11 protein-coding genes are annotated in these 16917 nt (G+C 63.1%); 9 read left to right on the forward strand and 2 right to left on the reverse strand.

Going from position 1 to position 16917, the window contains the following annotated elements; translation table 11 throughout:
* The first annotated feature begins 149 nt into the window (after window positions 1–149).
* The 7 genes from AB6M95_RS05545 to AB6M95_RS05575 all read left to right on the forward strand — a co-directional run bounded on the left by AB6M95_RS05545 (window position 150) and on the right by AB6M95_RS05575 (window position 8579).
* Window positions 150–2333, forward strand: a complete 2184-nt coding sequence (locus AB6M95_RS05545; RefSeq protein ID WP_371385743.1) for a malate synthase G — start codon at window positions 150–152, stop codon at window positions 2331–2333.
* A gap of 22 nt (window positions 2334–2355) precedes the next feature.
* Window positions 2356–3717 carry an L-serine ammonia-lyase gene (locus AB6M95_RS05550; protein ID WP_371385744.1) on the forward strand — a complete coding sequence of 454 codons (1362 nt, stop codon included), beginning with the start codon at window positions 2356–2358 and terminating at the stop codon, window positions 3715–3717.
* Window positions 3718–3887: 170 nt separating this feature from the next.
* A complete protein-coding gene (locus tag AB6M95_RS05555; RefSeq protein ID WP_371385745.1) occupies window positions 3888–4616 on the forward strand; it encodes an amino acid ABC transporter ATP-binding protein in 729 nt (242 codons plus the stop codon).
* Window positions 4617–4689: 73 nt separating this feature from the next.
* The gene (locus tag AB6M95_RS05560; protein ID WP_371385746.1) at window positions 4690–5514 is read left to right on the forward strand and encodes an ABC transporter substrate-binding protein; all 825 of its coding nucleotides are present in this window, start codon (window positions 4690–4692) and stop codon (window positions 5512–5514) included.
* 72 nt (window positions 5515–5586) lie between these two features.
* The gene (locus AB6M95_RS05565) at window positions 5587–7350 is read left to right on the forward strand and encodes an amino acid ABC transporter permease (RefSeq protein ID WP_371385747.1); all 1764 of its coding nucleotides are present in this window, start codon (window positions 5587–5589) and stop codon (window positions 7348–7350) included.
* Between the two features lie 248 nt (window positions 7351–7598).
* The gene (locus AB6M95_RS05570) at window positions 7599–7991 is read left to right on the forward strand and encodes a cytochrome c3 family protein (RefSeq protein ID WP_371385748.1); all 393 of its coding nucleotides are present in this window, start codon (window positions 7599–7601) and stop codon (window positions 7989–7991) included.
* Between the two features lie 237 nt (window positions 7992–8228).
* Window positions 8229–8579: a hypothetical protein gene (locus AB6M95_RS05575; RefSeq protein ID WP_371385749.1), complete on the forward strand. Its 351-nt coding sequence runs from the start codon at window positions 8229–8231 to the stop codon at window positions 8577–8579.
* A gap of 76 nt (window positions 8580–8655) precedes the next feature.
* Here the strand turns inward: AB6M95_RS05575 and AB6M95_RS05580 are convergent, their stop codons facing one another.
* Both AB6M95_RS05580 and AB6M95_RS05585 read right to left on the reverse strand, forming a co-directional pair.
* On the reverse strand, window positions 8656–10860 hold the full coding sequence (locus tag AB6M95_RS05580; protein WP_371385750.1) for a RelA/SpoT family protein: 2205 nt from the start codon (window positions 10858–10860) through the stop codon (window positions 8656–8658).
* 15 nt (window positions 10861–10875) lie between these two features.
* Complete coding sequence (locus AB6M95_RS05585) at window positions 10876–12513, reverse strand: peptide-binding protein (RefSeq protein WP_371385751.1); 1638 nt, start codon at window positions 12511–12513, stop codon at window positions 10876–10878.
* A gap of 198 nt (window positions 12514–12711) precedes the next feature.
* On the opposite strand from AB6M95_RS05585, the gene AB6M95_RS05590 reads away from it, so the two are divergent.
* Both AB6M95_RS05590 and AB6M95_RS05595 read left to right on the forward strand, forming a co-directional pair.
* Window positions 12712–15921, forward strand: a complete 3210-nt coding sequence (locus AB6M95_RS05590; protein WP_371385752.1) for an SNF2-related protein — start codon at window positions 12712–12714, stop codon at window positions 15919–15921.
* Between the two features lie 116 nt (window positions 15922–16037).
* Window positions 16038–16910, forward strand: coding sequence for a hypothetical protein (locus tag AB6M95_RS05595; RefSeq protein WP_371385753.1), 873 nt, complete (start codon window positions 16038–16040; stop codon window positions 16908–16910).
* Window positions 16911–16917: the final 7 nt, after the last annotated feature.

Genomic DNA, 16917 nt, shown 5'->3' on the forward strand with positions numbered 1-16917 from the left:
TGCCGCGCCTCCGAAAAACAAATCCGTTGATATCCGCAACTTGTTGTCGAAAAAGTCGGTAGTGGTTGCAATGCCGACCGTCTCAGGGCAATCTGGTAAGGATTTCTCCTCTGGAGACCTTTTCCTAAACCAGACCATCAGGAGCAGACATGACGCAAAGAATGCGGGCAGGCAACCTGTCGATACACAAAGATCTCGCCGAGGCCATCAAGACCATTTTGGACGGAACCGGACTGGACGAAGCCGCCTTCTGGGCAGGCGCCGAAGCCGTGTTCCGGGACTTCACCCCGCGCAACCGGGAGCTGCTGGCCGAGCGCGACCGCATCCAGGCGGCCATGGACGAGTGGCACCGGGCGCACCCCGCCCAACCCGGCGATAAACGAACCTACCACGCCTTCCTGCGCGAGATCGGCTATCTCGTGCCCGAAGGCGGGGACTTCGCCATCACCACCGAGAACGTCGATCCCGAAATCGCGACCATCGCCGGGCCGCAGCTGGTCGTCCCTGCCACCAACGCCCGGTTCGCCCTGAACGCGGCCAACGCCCGCTGGGGCAGCCTGTACGACGCCCTCTACGGCTCGGACGTGATCGAGAAGGACGACGTCCCGAGCAAGGGATACGACCCCAAGCGCGGCCAGAAGGTCATGGCCTGGGTCGCCGCCCACCTGGACGTCGCCGTGCCCCTGGCCGAGGGCTCGCACAGCAACGCGACCGGCTTCGCCGTGGCCGACGGCCCGTCCGGCAAGGAGGTCGTCGTGACCCTGACCGGCGGCAAGGCCACCGCCCTGCGCGATCCGGCCCAGTTCGCGGGCTACATCGAGGAGGACGGCACGCTCAAGTCCCTGCTCTTCAGCAAAAACGGCCTGCACATCGAGCTGCAGTTCGACCCCGGGCACCTTGTGGGCCGGGACCATCCGGCGGGCGTCAAGGACGTGGTCCTGGAATCGGCCATGTCCACCATCCTCGACTGCGAGGACTCCGTGGCCGTGGTCGACGGCGAGGACAAGGCGCATACCTACCTGAACCTGTTCGGCCTGATCAAGGGCGACCTGACGGCCAGTTTCGTCAAAAACAGCGCGACCGTGACCCGCACACTGAGCGACGACCGCATCTACAGCGCCCCTGATGGCGGAAGCGTGACCCTGCCCGGCCGGAGCATGATGCTGGTGCGCACCGTGGGGCACCTGATGACCACCGACGCGGTGCTCATGGAAGGCCCCAAGGGTCCCGAGGAAGTTCCCGAGGGCATCCTGGACACCCTGGCCACCGGCCTGATCTTCCTGCACGACCTGAAAGGGGACGGCCGCTGGCGAAACAGCAAGACCGGCAGCGTGTACATCGTCAAGCCCAAGATGCACGGCCCCAAAGAAGTCGCCTTCACTTGCGACCTGTTCGCCGCCGTGGAAAAGGCGCTGAACATGGCCGCCCTGGCCCTCAAGGTCGGCATCATGGACGAGGAGCGGCGGACCACCCTGAATCTCAAGGAATGCATCCGGGCGGCGAAAGACCGGGTCATCTTCATCAATACCGGGTTCCTGGACCGCACGGGCGACGAGATCCACACGGCCATGGAGGCCGGGCCCGTGGTCCGCAAGGAGGCCATCAAGAACGAGCCGTGGATCGCGGCCTACGAGGACTGGAACGTGGACATCGGCCTGGCCTGCGGCTTCTCGGGCAAGGCCCAGATCGGCAAGGGCATGTGGGCCAAGCCGGACATGCTCAAGGAGATGGTCGAGACCAAGGGCGTCCACCCCAGGGCCGGGGCCAACTGCGCCTGGGTGCCCTCGCCCACGGCGGCCACCCTGCACGCCCTGCACTACCACCAGGTGGACGTCTTTACGCGCCAGCGCGAACTGGCCGGGAAGATGCGCGCCTCCCTGGACGCCCTGACCACCCTGCCGCTCATGCGCAATGAGCGCCCATCCGAGGACGACGTGGCCCGCGAGCTGGCCAACAACTGCCAGTCCATCCTCGGCTACGTGGTCCGCTGGGTGGACCAGGGCGTGGGCTGCTCCAAGGTGCCGGACATCAACGGCGTGGGGCTGATGGAGGACCGGGCCACCCTGCGCATCTCGAGCCAGCACCTGGCCAACTGGCTGCGCCACTCCGTCTGCACCGAAGAGGCCGTGCTCGGCACCCTCAAGGCCATGGCCGAAGTGGTCGACCGCCAGAACCAGAACGACCCCGCCTACCGGCCCATGGCCCCGGACTTCGACAAGAGCGTCGCCTTCCAGGCCGCAAGCGACCTGATCTTCCAGGGCGCGAAACAGCCCAACGGTTACACCGAACCGATCCTGCACGCCATGCGCCGGAAGGTGAAGGCGGGCGCATAACCCTTTGCCAGGAGAAACCAAGATGGTGCCCGTCACCACATCCATCTTCGAACTGCTCAAGATCGGGCCCGGCCCGTCCAGTTCGCACACCATCGGCCCGATGAAGGCCGGGTTCGACTTCATGCGCCTGGTCCGGGAACTGCCCGAGGCGGACCGCAAGCGGGCGGACGGCCTGGACATCAGGCTGTTCGGCTCCCTGTCCGCCACGGGCGGGGGCCACGGCACGCCCAGGGCGATCCTGTCCGGCATGCTCGGCTCCCAGCCCGACACCTGCGGGGCCGACACCCTGGAGCGGTTCATGGACAGGGACAAGCCCTTCGATCTGGACCTGGGGGTCAAGTTCCTGCCCTTCGCTCCGGGCCGGATCATCATGGACGCCATACAGCACGGCTACGCCCACCCCAACACCATGATCTTCCGGCTCAAGGCCGGGGATACGGTCCTGCTGGAGCGCATCTACTACTCCGTGGGCGGCGGCTTCCTGCGCTGGGAGGGCTGGGAGGAACCGGACCGGGGCGAGCCCGCCTATCCCTACTCGACCATGGCCGAACTGAAGAAGCACCTGTGCGCCAAGCCGCTGCGCCTGCACGAGCTCATCCTGGCCAACGAGATGTCCATCACCGGCGCCACCGAGGACGAGATCAACATGGGGCTCGATCACATCATCTCGGTTATGGAGCAGTCCGTGGAGACCGGCATCCAGACCTCGGGCGTGCTGCCCGGCCCCATCGGGCTGCAGCGCAAGGCCTCGGCCATGTACGCCCGGGCCCGTCAGGAGTACTTCCAGGGGACCGGCTTCATCAAGGCGCTGAACGCCTACGCCCTGGCCGCCTCCGAGGAGAACGCGGCCGGACACTGCGTGGTCACCGCCCCCACCTGCGGGGCGGCGGGCGTCATCCCGGCCATCATCTTCATGCTCAAGCGCCACACCGGAGCCCTGCAGGCCGAGCTGCGCGAGGGGCTGCTGGCCGCCTGCGCCATCGGGTTCCTGTGCAAGCACAACGCCTCCATCTCCGGGGCCGAGGTGGGCTGCCAGGGCGAGGTGGGCGTGGCCTCGGCCATGGCCGCCGCCATGATCGCCTACGCCCGGGGCTACCGCTTCCAGGTCACGGAGAACGCCGCCGAGATCGCCCTGGAGCACCACCTGGGACTGACCTGCGACCCGGTGGGCGGCTTCGTGCAGATCCCCTGTATCGAGCGCAACGCCATGGGCGCGGTCAAGGCGTTCAACGCCTACCTGATCGCCTCCACCCTGGACGAGAGCTACCAGAAGGTCGACCTGGACAAGGCCATCCGGGCCATGGCCCAGACCGGCCGCGACATGTCGGGCAAATACAAGGAGACTTCCGAAGCGGGGCTGGCCCTGAGCTTCACGGAATGCTGACCATCCGCCGGGCGGCCCCGGGCCGTCCGGCGATCTAGTTCTTCGCCCCCGGACGGATGCTGAACAAGGTTCAGCGCCACCGTCCGGGGGGAGAATTTTGATTGCTTTACAACCAGTTTTCTGCTAAAAAATCCTCTTGGCTTTTGCCTATTTCTATTCTGGAGTTCACAGTGATTTCTTTCAACGGCGTCAACAAGTGGTACGGGGACTTCCAGGTTCTCAAGAACATCAATCTCAAGATCACCAAGGGCGAAGTGGTGGTTGTCTGCGGGCCGTCCGGGTCCGGAAAGTCCACCATGATCCGCTGCATCAACCGACTGGAGCCCATCCAGGAGGGCGATATCCTGGTGGACGGCATGAACGTCTCCGACCCACGTACCAACATGACCCTGTTGCGCGCCGAGGTCGGCTTCGTCTTCCAGCAGTTCAATCTCTATCCGCACATGACGGTCATGGAGAACATCACCCTGGCGCCGACGCTCGTCCGCGGCATGAGCCGGGGCGACGCCACGGCCATCGGCATGGACCTGCTCAGGAAGGTCGGCATCCCGGACAAGGCCGGAGCCTACCCGTCCCAGCTGTCCGGCGGCCAGCAGCAGCGCGTGGCCATCGCCCGTGGCCTGGCCATGCAGCCCAAGATCATGCTCTTCGACGAGCCCACCTCCGCCCTGGACCCCGAGATGATCAACGAGGTCCTGGACGTCATGAAGTCCCTGGCGCGCGAAGGCATGACCATGGTCTGCGTGACCCACGAGATGGGGTTCGCCCGCGAAGTGGCGGACCGGGTCATCTTCATGGACGACGGGTATCTGATCGAGGAAAACACCCCGGAGGAATTCTTCCACAACCCGCAATCCGAGCGGACCAAGGACTTCCTCAGCAAGATTCTCAGCCACTGACGGATTTATGCCCTTGCCGGACACGGTGTCCGACAAGGGCTTTTTCATACGACTCATCAACCAGGAGAGGTAAATGAGAGTTCTCAAAATCACCGCCATGGCCGCGCTGCTGGTCCTGGCCGCTTCCGTCGCGTTCGCCGGTCCCACCTACGACCGCGTCATGTCCACCAAGGTCATCAAGGCCGGCCTGTCCAACCAGGGCATCCCGTTCGGCTTCATCAACGACAAGAACGAATGGGTCGGCTTCGACGTCGACATGGCCGCCGAAATCGCCAAGCGCCTCGGCTGCAAGCTCGAGAAGGTCGTGGTCAACAACAACACCCGTATTTCCTTCGTGCAGACCAACCCGCCCAAGGTGGACATGGTCCTGTCCAACATGACCCACAAGCGCGTGCGCGACGAGAAGATCGACTTCTCCATCACCTACTTCTTCGACGGCCAGAAGTTCCTGGCCCGAAAGGGTGCGGTCAAGGACGTCAAGGACCTGGCCAACATGAAGATCGGCTCCATGCAGGGCACGACCTCCATCGTCAACGCCAAGGCCTACCTGCAGGAGCTGGGCAACCCCAATCCGCAGGTCACCGGCTATGACGGCGAAGTGGCCATGTTCGAGGCCCTGAACTCCGGTCGCGTCCAGGCCATCTCCACCGACTCCACCCTGCTGCTCGGCTACGCCGCCAAGGTGCCCGGCAAGTACGAACTGGTCGGCGACTTCATCTCCGACGAGCCTTACGGCATCGGCCTGCCCCAGGACGACTCCGCCTGGCGCGACGCCATCAACTTCACCCTGCAGGACATCTGGAAGGACGGCACCTACAAGAAGATCTACGACAAGTGGTTCGGCCCGAATTCCGACTACCCGTTCCCGCTGACCTCCAAGATCGAGATGTGGCCGTAGGCCCCTGTCCCGAAGCATGTAAACGGGTCCCGGAGTTCACCGCTCCGGGACCCTCTTCCTTAAAAGAGCACGATGTTTAAACGGTATTTCCAAAAATCCTCGGTCCAGAACGTGACCCTCCTGGGCCTGACCGCCCTGGTGGTCTACTATTTCGCCTTCGTATTCGAATTCAAATACGATTTCGACTGGGCCGTCTTCACCCACAAGGGCCAATACGGACACATGGGCCTGCTGATGCTCAAGGGGCTGAACACCACCCTGACCATCACGCTCTACTCCTCGATCATCGCCCTGGCCATGGGCACGATCTTCGGCCTGGCCCGGCTGTCCAAGTTCAAGCCGGTCTACTGGTTCGCCACCTGCTACGTGGAGTTGTTCCGCAACACCCCGCTGCTCATCCAGCTCTTTTTCTGGAACTTCGCCCTGCCCTACGCCTTTCCCGAAGACCTCCGCCTCAAGCTCTTCGACATGCATTTCGAGTTCTGGTGCGCCACGGTCGGTTGCGGCATCTTCACCGGCGCGTTCATGGCCGAGATCATCCGCGCGGGCATCCAGTCCATCCCCAAGGGGCTGCTCGAGGCGTCCTACTCCTCGGGCCTGACCTTCTCCCAGACCCTGCGCAAGGTCATCCTGCCGCTGGCCTTCCGCGAGATCATCCCGCCGCTGGGCAGCGAGTTCCTCAACAACATGAAGAACACCTCTCTGGCCATGACCATCGGCGTGACCGAACTGTGCTGGTCCATGACCGAGGTCTATTCCCTGACCTACCGGACCTTCGAGGCCTTCAGCGTGGCCACACTGGTCTACCTGGGCATGTCCCTGGCCATCGCGGGCATCCTCTACATCGTCAACGAACGCCTCAAGATCATGTCCCCGGACCGGATCACCCCCCTGCGCAGGGTGGCCGACATCCTTTTCTGGCCCCTCGATTTCCTGGGCCGCAAGCTCGAATACGTCTTCTGGTATTTCCGCAAGAGCCCGGACCAGCGCACGATCTCACCCTTGAGGCGGTCCCTGCGCATGGCCGGCAAGCAGACCGTCCTGGTCCTCAAGGTCCTGTTCGTGGCCGCCTTGGCCTACGTCCTCTACGAGGTCGGCACGGCCGTGTACCATTTCAACTGGGAAATCATCTGGGCCAATCTCAAGACCCTGCTCATCTGGCGTTTCCCCAACGGCGACGACACCGAGTTCTTCCTCGGCCTGGGCGGTCTGGCCGGTTCCCTGCTCATGGCCGCCATCTCCATCGTCGGCAGCTTCTTCATCGGGCTGATCGTCGGCATGGGCCGGACCGCCAAGAACCGCGTCTTCCGCATCCCGAGCCTGCTGTACATCGAGATCATCCGGGGCATTCCGCTCATCCTGGTCATCCTGTGGTTCTACCAGGCCATCCTCCCGGTCGTCTTCAAAGTGGACCTGGACGCCTTCTGGGCGGCCACCATCGCCCTGACCTTCTTCTTCGGGGCGTACATCGCCGAAACCGTGCGCGGCGGCATCGAGAACATCCCCTCCGGCCAGGTGGAGGCGGCCAAGGCGTCCGGCCTGACCTACTTCCAGACCATGCGCAAGATCATCCTGCCCCAGGCGCTCAAGCAGATGCTCCCCGCCCTGGTCGGCATGTTCATCGCCGACTTCAAGGACACCTCGCTGGCCTACATCATCGGCGTCATGGAGCTGACCCGCGCGGCCTACGCCGTCAACAACCGGATCATGGTGCACCCGTTCGAGATCTACACCACCGTGGCCGTGCTCTACTTCGTCTTCAGCTACTTCATGAGCCTGTACGCCAAGCGGCTGGAACGCAGACTCAGCCCCGAGACCATGCGCATCGAGATGTAGCCGGTCCACCGACACAGCCATCAGAAGGGGGAGCGCCGACGCGCTCCCCCTTTTTTTGATTCCGAAATCCTGCCCGCCTCCCTTGGCCCGGCCCGGTCCCCGCCCGGCAAATCTGCGCAACGGCGCGCAAAAACGGTACGCCGTGCGGTCTACTATCTTTTTAATCTGCCGTATTCATGGGATATTCTATTTGGCACGTCCATTGCCATCTTCCAAGCGACATCAAACGACAACCGCTGGAGGTTCGCATGTCCCGCTTTCCGACCGTCACCCTGTCCCTGTGCGCGCTGCTCCTGGGCGCGAGCCTGGCCTCGGCCGCCCCGCAGGCGCCCGGCGATCTCAAGCTCGGCCCGCCCGAGGGGATCAAGGCGAGCAAGGCCATGGTCGACTTTTCCCACGCACGGCACGGCGCAGCCGATGTCCAGTGCGTCACCTGCCACCACACCTGGGACGGCAAGTCCGATATCCGGAGCTGTGCGGCCCCCGGCTGTCACGACCAGCCCGGCAAGAAGGGCGAAACCGCCTTCTATTCCGCCTTCCACGCCAAGAACACCGACCGCAGCTGTGTGAGTTGTCACAAGCCCCTGAAGAAGGCAGGCAAGGCGGTTCCGGTGAGCTGCGGCCAGTGCCACGAGAAGTAAGCCATACGACCATACCCCACATCCTCCTCACGCCGAAGACCCCGCCCCGCCAGGCGGGGTCTTCCCGTTCCCGCCCGCGCATCAGGGCGCACGCACCGTTCCAATCAAGTGCGCGGGTGCGCAAACCCTGCGCTTCTCCTGTTGGAGGGAAAAATAAAAATCATTACTTCAACATGTTACAGACGGCACACTCCTTGCCCTATGGCAGGCGACGCAACCCGCAACCCTGGAGACAATATGCGACGCCTTCTCATCATCACCACGACCCTGTGCCTGCTCGCCCTTTCCGCCTCGGCCTGGGCCGGTCCCGGCAACCATCGGGCCGTTCCCGGCCATTCCCGACAGATGGTCGAACACCGGACCGTGGGCAAGGGCACGGCGTGGGGGCACCAGTCCATGCCGCGCCATCCGGCCCCCCAGTGGAACAACCGCCCCGGCCACCGTTACGGCCAGCGCCATGACTACCGTTCGCGCTACGTGGCCAGGCGCTGCGAGCCGGTCCACCGCCGCCCCGTGGTGGTCCATGAGCGTTCCCTGAACCGGGGATCGGTCCTGGAGTACTCGATCAGGATCCGGACCGCCGACTGACCTCCCGGCGGCCGCCGCCCAAAAGAAAAGGCCCGCTTGAAAGCGGGCCTTTTGTCGTGTGCGGGAATGCCTACGATCAGGAGACGCGGATGGCCTCCTTGACCGCCTTGAGCTTCTTGACCTCGGCCAGGGCCGAATAGAGCTGGTCCAGGTCTTTGACCTCCACGGTGAAGTTGAGCAGCGAGGTGCCGTCCACCTTGGACTCGAAGTTGCCGGAGTCGATGTTCACGTCCATGTCCGCGAGCATGTTGCAGATGCGCCCGAGCATGCCGGGCTTGTTCAGGCACTTGATCTTGACCTTGGCCGGATACGGCTTCTCCTCAACGCCCTCCCAGTTGACCTGGATGAGGCGCTCGTCCTCGAAGTTGCCGACGTTGGGGCAGTCGATGCGGTGCACGGTCACGCCCCGGCCCCGGGTGATGTAGCCGATGATCGGCTCGCCGGGCAGCGGGTTGCAGCAGCTGGCGAAACGCACGAGCACGTTGTCCACGCCGGATATCTGCAATCCCTCGGCCTTGGGCTTCTTGCCGATCTCCACGGCCGAGGCGACGGCCTGTTCCTCTTCGGGTTCGGGCTGCTCGCCCTTTTCCCTGATCTTGCGCTCGTCCAGGGTCTCGCCGTGCAGGACCGCGTACAATCGCTTGATGACCTTGCGCGGGGTGTAGCGAGAAAAGCCGATCTGGGTCAGCAGCTCGTCCAGGCTGCCGCAGTTGAACTCCGCGGCCAGCCTGGTCAGTTCGCCGTCCTTGATGGCCTTCTGCACGTTGATGCCCACCCGGCGGCCTTCCTTCTCGAGCATCTCCTTGGCCAGGCTGATGGCCCGTTCCTTCTCCACGGTGCGGATGTAGTGCTTGATCCGGGTCCGGGCCTTGGCGGTCTTGACGAACTTGAGCCAATCGCGGCTGGGCACACGGTGCTTGTCGGTGATGATCTCCACCGAGTCGCCGTTCTGCAGCCGGTATTGCAGGGGCACGATGCGCCCGTTGACCTTGGCCCCGGCGCAGATGTCGCCCACCTCGGAGTGGATGGCGTAGGCGAAGTCCACGGGCGTGGCTCCGTCGGGCAGCTCCTTGATGTCCCCGTTGGGCGTGAACACGTAGACCTCTTCCTGGAACATCTCCAGGCGCAGGGAGGACATGAACTCGCGCGGGTCGGACAGCTCGCGCTGCCAGTCCATGATCTGCTTGAGCCAGGTGTACCGCTCGGCATCGCGCCTGCCCGCGGTCTTGCCCCGCTTGGCCCCCTTGCCCACTTCCTTGTACTGCCAGTGGGCGGCCACGCCGTTTTCGGCGATGCGGTGCATCTCCTCGGTGCGGATCTGTATCTCGATGCGCTCCCCTTCCGGCCCCATGACCGTGGTGTGCAGCGACTGGTACATGTTCGCCTTGGGGATGGAAATGTAGTCCTTGAACCGGCCGGGCACGGGCCGCCAGGCCGCGTGGATCAGGCCGAGCACGGCGTAGCAGTCCTTGAGCGAGGCGACGATGACCCGGAAGGCGATGAGGTCGTAGATCTCGTCGAAGGTCAGCCCCTGCTGTTCCATTTTGATCTGGATGGAGTGCAGGTGCTTGGTCCGGCCGAAGACCCTCCCCTTGATCTTGTTCGACTTGAGCATGTCCGAGATCAGTTCGATGACCTTCTCGATGTACGGCTCGCCTGCGGCCCGGTGCTCGTGCACGGCCTCGGTCAGCTGCTCGAACACGTCCGGCTTGAGGTACTGGAGACAGAGGTCCTCCAGCTCGGTCTTGATCCGGTGCAGGCCCAGCCGGTTGGCCAGGGGCGCGTAGATGTCCTGGGTCTCCTGGGCGATGAGCCGCCGCTTGACCGGCTTCATGTACTCGAGCGTGCGCATGTTGTGCAGCCGGTCGGCCAGCTTGACCATGAGCACGCGGATGTCCTCGGCCATGGCCAGGATGAGCTTACGGATGTTCTCGGCCTGCTGCACGGCCTTGGACTCGAAGTCCATCTTGCTGATCTTGGTCACCCCGTCCACGATGTCGGCCACGTCCGAGCCGAAGAGCTCCTCGATCTCGTCCACGGTGGTGTCCGTGTCCTCCACGGTATCGTGCAGAAGACCGGCGGCCACGGTGGCCTCGTCCAGCTGCATGTCGGCCAGGAGGTAGGCCACGTTCATGGGATGGGAAATATATGGCTCGCCCGAGCGCCGGACCACGCCGTCGTGCGCCTGGGCGGAAAAGACGTAGGCCCGCTGGATCAGGTCCAGGTCGGGTTCCTTGATATATGAGGCCACCTTGTCGGTGATTTCATTGATGCGAATCATGTATGTCCGTCCGTCTTACGGCTGATGCTGCAGCCTGCGCGGTATCCACCATTTCTCGGAATTGTAGCCTATCCCCGCCGGAGCCGCCTTGATGTTCTGTATCCGGGCCTGGACGATGGGCAGGGACATGGGGATGCAGAGAAAGCAATAGGGCACTTCGTCGTGCAGGATCTCCTGCACCCGGTCGTAGATGGGCTTGCGCTCATCCTCCCGAACCAGGTGCCGCCCGCGTTCGAGCAGGTCGTCCAGTTCGGGGTTGACGTAGCGGGTGAAGTTCAGCCCGCCGTCCACGGCCTGCGACGAATGCCAGACGTTGTAGATGTCAGGGTCCTGCAGGATGTTCCATCCCAGGATAATAGCGTCGAAACGGCCCTTGTCAACGAACTCCTTGATGAACGCGGCCCACTCCACCGTGCGCAGGGTGACCTGGATGCCGATGTCCTTGAGCCGCTGCTGGAGGATGACCCCGGTCTTGATCCGCTGGTTGTTGCCCTGGTTGGTGATGATCGAGATGGCGAACCGCTTGCCGTCCTTGTCCAGCCAGCCGTCGCCGTCCGAGTCGGTCCAGCCCGCCTCGGCCAGGAGTTCGCGGGCCTTGGCCGGGTCGTAGGGGCGCGGCTTGACGTTCACGTCGTACTGCCAGGTGCCCGGCTTGTACGGCCCGTTGGCCGCATCGCCCAGCCCGTAGAGCACGCCCTTGACCAGCTCCCGCCGATCGATGGCGTAGTCGATGGCCTGGCGCACGCGCACGTCCTGGAAGAACGGATGCTTGAAATTGAATCCGAGGAAGGAATACCCGAAGGACAGAAACTTGAACTTGTTGAAGCTGCGGTCCCAACCCGGCCCCGAGGTCTGGTAGAGATACTGCAAAGGGTCCAGGCTCATCAGATCGAGGTTCCCGGCCTTGAGCTCCAGGAACTGGGTGCCCATGTCCGGAATTATGCGGTAGATGAGACGGTCGATGTACGGCTTGCCCTCGAAGAAATTCGGATTGGCCACGAGCACGAGCCGACTCCCGGCGGTCCACTCCTTGAGCATGTACGGTCCGGCCCCCACGGGCGAGCGGCTGAACTTGGTGTCGACCATGTTCTCCCCCTCGAGCAGGTGCTTGGGCAGGATGTCCATGGCCCAGGAGACCAGCGCCTTGGCGAACGGCTGGTCGTAGATCACCTCGAAGGAGAACTTGCCGGTCTTGCGGAACTCCTTGACCAGCTTGAAGTTGCCAGCATAGGCCGTGGGCGTCTTGGGATCGATGGTCACCCGGTAGGTGAACTCCACGTCGTCAACCGTGAGCTGGACCCCGTCGGTCCAGTAGATGTCCTGACGCAGCTTGAACCGGAGCAGCTTGCCGCCGTCCAGGACCTCGTAGGACTCGGCCGCGTAGGGCACCAGGTTGATGTCCTTGTCGTACTTGAGCAGACTGACGTAGACTTGGCTCGCGATCTCGTGGGAGGACGAGTCCGTGGCCAGGATGGAGATGAGGTTGCTCGGCTCGCCGATGGTCGGCTGCACGAGCGTGCCGCCGCTTTCGGGCTCGGCCGGGATCTGGTCCGGGGTCACGGGGGGCACGGGCGTGGCCGGTCCGCCGCCGTCGGAACAGGCGGTCAGGAGCACCAGGCAAAGCAGGGCCGCTAGCAGGTTCTTGAGTCTCATTTTCCCTTGCAAAAACAATTTGGTTGGACCATACAATTATGCGAGCATGGCTGACGTTCCCAGTATGGACCAACGGGTGCGAAAAGCCAAGGGTCCACGTGGACCTGGGGGGAAACAAATCCAGCTTGCCCATTGCTGGAGTTATATGTAAGAAGTTCTGTTCGAATTTATTGACATGATGATTTCGTGAGACTTTCGATGAGCAGCGGTGAAGAACAGATAGTCAAATCCATACTGCAGGATTTCATCGGCGACAGCGTCCCGGATTACATCCTGGAAAGCGCCCATGGAATCGTGGCCGAGAACGGCGTTTCAAAACTGGACCTCAAAAAGCGGGAACAGTACTGGGACATCGACGGCCAGGTGCAGGGAGACGATTTCCAGAATTACACCTCGGAAATCGGGCTGAACCTGTCCGACAGGACCATCAACTACTATTGCAACTGCCCGGATTCCTTCTCCGGGGTCTGCCGCCACGTGGCCGCCACCGCGGTCAAGATGCTCAAGTCGCTCGACAGCGAATCCGGCGGCGAGATGCCCACCCCGCGCACGGACTGGCGCCAGACCTTCCGCCCGTTCTTCGCCACCGAGCTCGAACCCGAGGCCGGACGGCACTACCTCATCTACCGCATCTACCCCGAGCTCGGCCGACTCCAGGTCGCCTTTTTCCGCGCCCGCCAGAACAAGTCGGGCATCTCCCAGGTCCAGAACGAGGTCACCCTGGCCCAGATCGTGGAGAACCAGGACTGGTGCGACACCTCCCCGGCCCTGCCCGGCGTGGCCGAGCAGATCGGCCACTACCTCGACTACTGGGGCCACAAGGTGGAGATTCCGGCGGGTTTGCACTCCTGGTTCTTCCGCGCGGTCAAGAACGAGTACTACCTGTACCTGCGCGAGACCGACCAGCCCGTGACCATCGAATCCAAAACCATGCAGCTCAAGCTCTCGCCCGCCCTGAGCGAGGACGGCCTGTCCTTCGACATCCTGCTGGCCCGCGAGGACAAGATGCCCTTCCCCATCACCGATGAGGAAGAAATATATTTCTACGGGCGGCTGCCGCTGTGGGTCTACTACAAGAACTCCTTCTACCCGGTGCAGACCGGGCTGGACCCCAAGCTGGTCCAGGGCATGGTCGAGCAGAAGCCCATCGTGCCCCACGCCGACGTGTCCGAGTTTCTGGACCGCGTCTGGACCCAGATTCCGGTCAGCGACCTCTACGGCCAGGAGGATTTCCTGGAGCGCGTGGGCCCCATCTTCCAGGACGCGGACTACGATCCCAAGCTCTACCTGGACGAGGAAGGCTCCCTGCTCGTGCTCAAGGTCCAGAACATCTACACCAACGAGCACGGCGAATTCATCATGCCCGGCCCCAACCCGGACCTGCAGACCGGCTCCTACCACGACGGCGGCAAGTCCTACCTGATCCGGCGCGCCCAGGACGAGGAGGCCCGGCTCCTGACCGAGCTCCAGGACATGAATTTCCAGCCCAGGAACAACCACATCTGGTTCATGGAGCAGGAGGAGGCCATCAACTTCCTGCTCGACTTCTACCCGCAGCTGGTCGAGGCCTACCGGGTCTACGGCGAGCAGAACCTGACCCGCTACAAGGTGCGCACCACGCAGCCCGTGGTGGTGGCCGAGGTGGAGAGCGACGAGGAGGACAAGTGGTTCAACCTCGAGCTGTCGGTCCAGTACGACGACCAGAAAGTGCCCATCGAGGTCATCTGGGAGGCGTGGACCAAGGGCAAGCGCTACGTCCAGCTCAAGGACGGCTCCTACACCAGCCTGCCCGAGTCCTGGCTGAACAAACTCGGCCACAAGCTCAAGGCGCTGGGCTTCGACCCGGAGAAGGCCCCCAAGCAGCAGTTCAACCAGTTCGAGGCCCCGGTGCTCGAAAAGATCCTGGAAGACCTGCCCCAGGCCCAGACCGATGAATTTTTCGTCAAGCTGCGCGAGAAGATCAACAACTTCGATCAGATCCGGATGATCGCCCAGCCCAAGGAACTGCAGGCCACCCTGCGCCCCTACCAGATCCAGGGGTTGAGCTACCTGAACTTCCTGCGCGAGTACGGCTTCGGCGGCATCCTGGCCGACGAGATGGGGCTGGGCAAGACCATCCAGACCCTGTCCTACATCCAGTCCCTGGTGGACAGCGGCATAGACGGGCCCAACCTGATCATCGTGCCCACCTCGGTCCTGCCCAACTGGGAGCGCGAGGCACAGAAGTTCGTGCCGGGGCTGAAGCGGCTGACCATCTACGGGGCCAAGCGCGAGGGGCTGTTCCAGCACATCAAGGACTCGCACCTGGTCATCACCACCTACGCCCTGCTCAGGCGCGACCTGGACGAACTGCTCAAGTACGAGTACGCCAGCGTCATCCTGGACGAGGCCCAGAACATCAAGAACCCGAACACCATCACCGCCCGCTCGGTGCGCAAGCTCGAAGCGGGCCTGCGCGTCTGCCTGTCGGGTACGCCCATCGAGAACAACCTGTTCGAGCTCTGGTCCCTGTTCGAATTTCTCATGCCCGGCTTCCTGGGCTCCCAGCACAGCTTCCAGCGCGGCATCGTCAAGCCCATCAAGGACGGCGACGAAGAGACGCTCGACTACCTGCGCACCCGGGTCAAGCCGTTCATCCTGCGGCGCACCAAGGCCGAGGTGGCCAAGGACCTGCCGCCCAAGATCGAGACCACCCACTACTGCGACCTGGTGGACGAGCAGCGTGAGCTGTACAACGCCCTGGCCAAGAAGCTCAAGGACCAGGTCCTCCGCGACGTGGACGAAAAGGGCATGGCCAAGAGCCAGATGTCCATCCTGGACGCTCTGCTCAAGCTCAGGCAGATCTGCTGCCATCCGCGCCTGCTCAAGCTCGACATGCCCGGCGTGTCCACCAACCTGCCGTCCGGCAAGTTCGACGCATTCAAGGACCTGGTGGTGGACATCATCGAAGGCGGCCACAAGGTCCTGGTCTTCTCGCAGTTCGTGCAGATGCTCCACGTCATCCGCAACTGGCTGCAGATCCGGGAGATTCCCTTCGCCTACCTGGACGGCTCGTCCAAGGACCGCTTCGAGCAGGTGGACCGGTTCAACGACAACCCGGACATCCCCATCTTCCTCATCTCGCTCAAGGCGGGCGGCACCGGCCTGAACCTGACCAGCGCCGACTACGTCATCCACTACGACCCGTGGTGGAACCCGGCCGTGGAGAACCAGGCCACGGACCGTACGCACCGCATCGGCCAGAAGCGCCAGGTCTTCGCCTACAAGATGATCTGCCAGAACACCGTGGAAGAGCGCATCCTCAAGCTCCAGGAGCAGAAGAAGGACGTGGCCGAGGCGATCATCCCCGGCCAGTCGGCCCTGAAGAGCCTGACCCGCGACGATCTCGAGATGCTTTTCGAAATTTAGGTTAAATAGGAAACATTCCTATTTACTTCTGCCGTCTCTCCTGTTAGTTCCTGACCCGCGCCTGTTGACGGCGCTCAACCGATGGATTTACTTGTAGAGGCATCATGATACATCCCATGCACAAGATATACGACCTGGTCACCTTTACCTTCGACCCCCTGCACCACTTCTGGGAGAAGGACAGCACCCAGCGCGCCGTGGCCGGGTTCCTGGTGGTGGTCTTCGTCCTCGCGCTCATCGTCATCGAGATGAAACGCCAGGGATGGATCACCGGACAGCTCGCGCCCATGATCCCGACCAGCCACTTCATGGCCATCAACCTGGCCTTCACCCTGGTCCTGGTCCTCGAGGTCGTCGGCCTGATCTTCACCCTGCCCTGCTCCATCTCCAAGTCCGTGGGCAAGCAGTTCGAGATTCTGGCCCTCATCCTGCTCCGGGACGCCTTCAAGACCCTGGCGGACTTCCCGGAGCCCATCGCCATCACCGGCCACGAGACCGAGCTGTGGATGCTCATCTCGGACGGCTGCGGGGCCGTGGTCATCTTCTGCCTGCTCGGCGTCTACGGGCTGCTGCGCCGCAACCTGGACGAAACCCTCAAGGGGGGCACCCCGCTGTTCAAGTTCGTGGCCGCCAAGAAACTCGTCGCCCTGGTCATGCTGGCCATCTTCGTGGGCATGGGCCTGCAGAACGGGCTGCACGTGCTGCGCGGCGAGCATCCGTACCATTTCTTCAAGAATTTCTACACGGTGCTGATCTTCAGCGACATCATGCTGGTGCTCATTGCCCAGCGCTTCCTGCCCGAGTTCCGGGCGGTCTTCCGCAACTCCGGGTTCGCCCTGGCCACCCTGCTCATCCGGCTGGCCCTGACCGCGCCGCCCTTCTACAACGTGGCCATAGGCATCGGCTCGGCGGCCTTCGCCTGCCTGCTCACACTGGTCTACAACATCTTCTATTCCAGCAATTCGAAATACGTCCAGAGACGGACGTAGGAAGACC

It is taken from the genome of Pseudodesulfovibrio karagichevae, from assembly GCF_041414475.1.
GTDB classification, from domain to species: Bacteria; Desulfobacterota; Desulfovibrionia; order Desulfovibrionales; family Desulfovibrionaceae; genus Pseudodesulfovibrio; species Pseudodesulfovibrio karagichevae.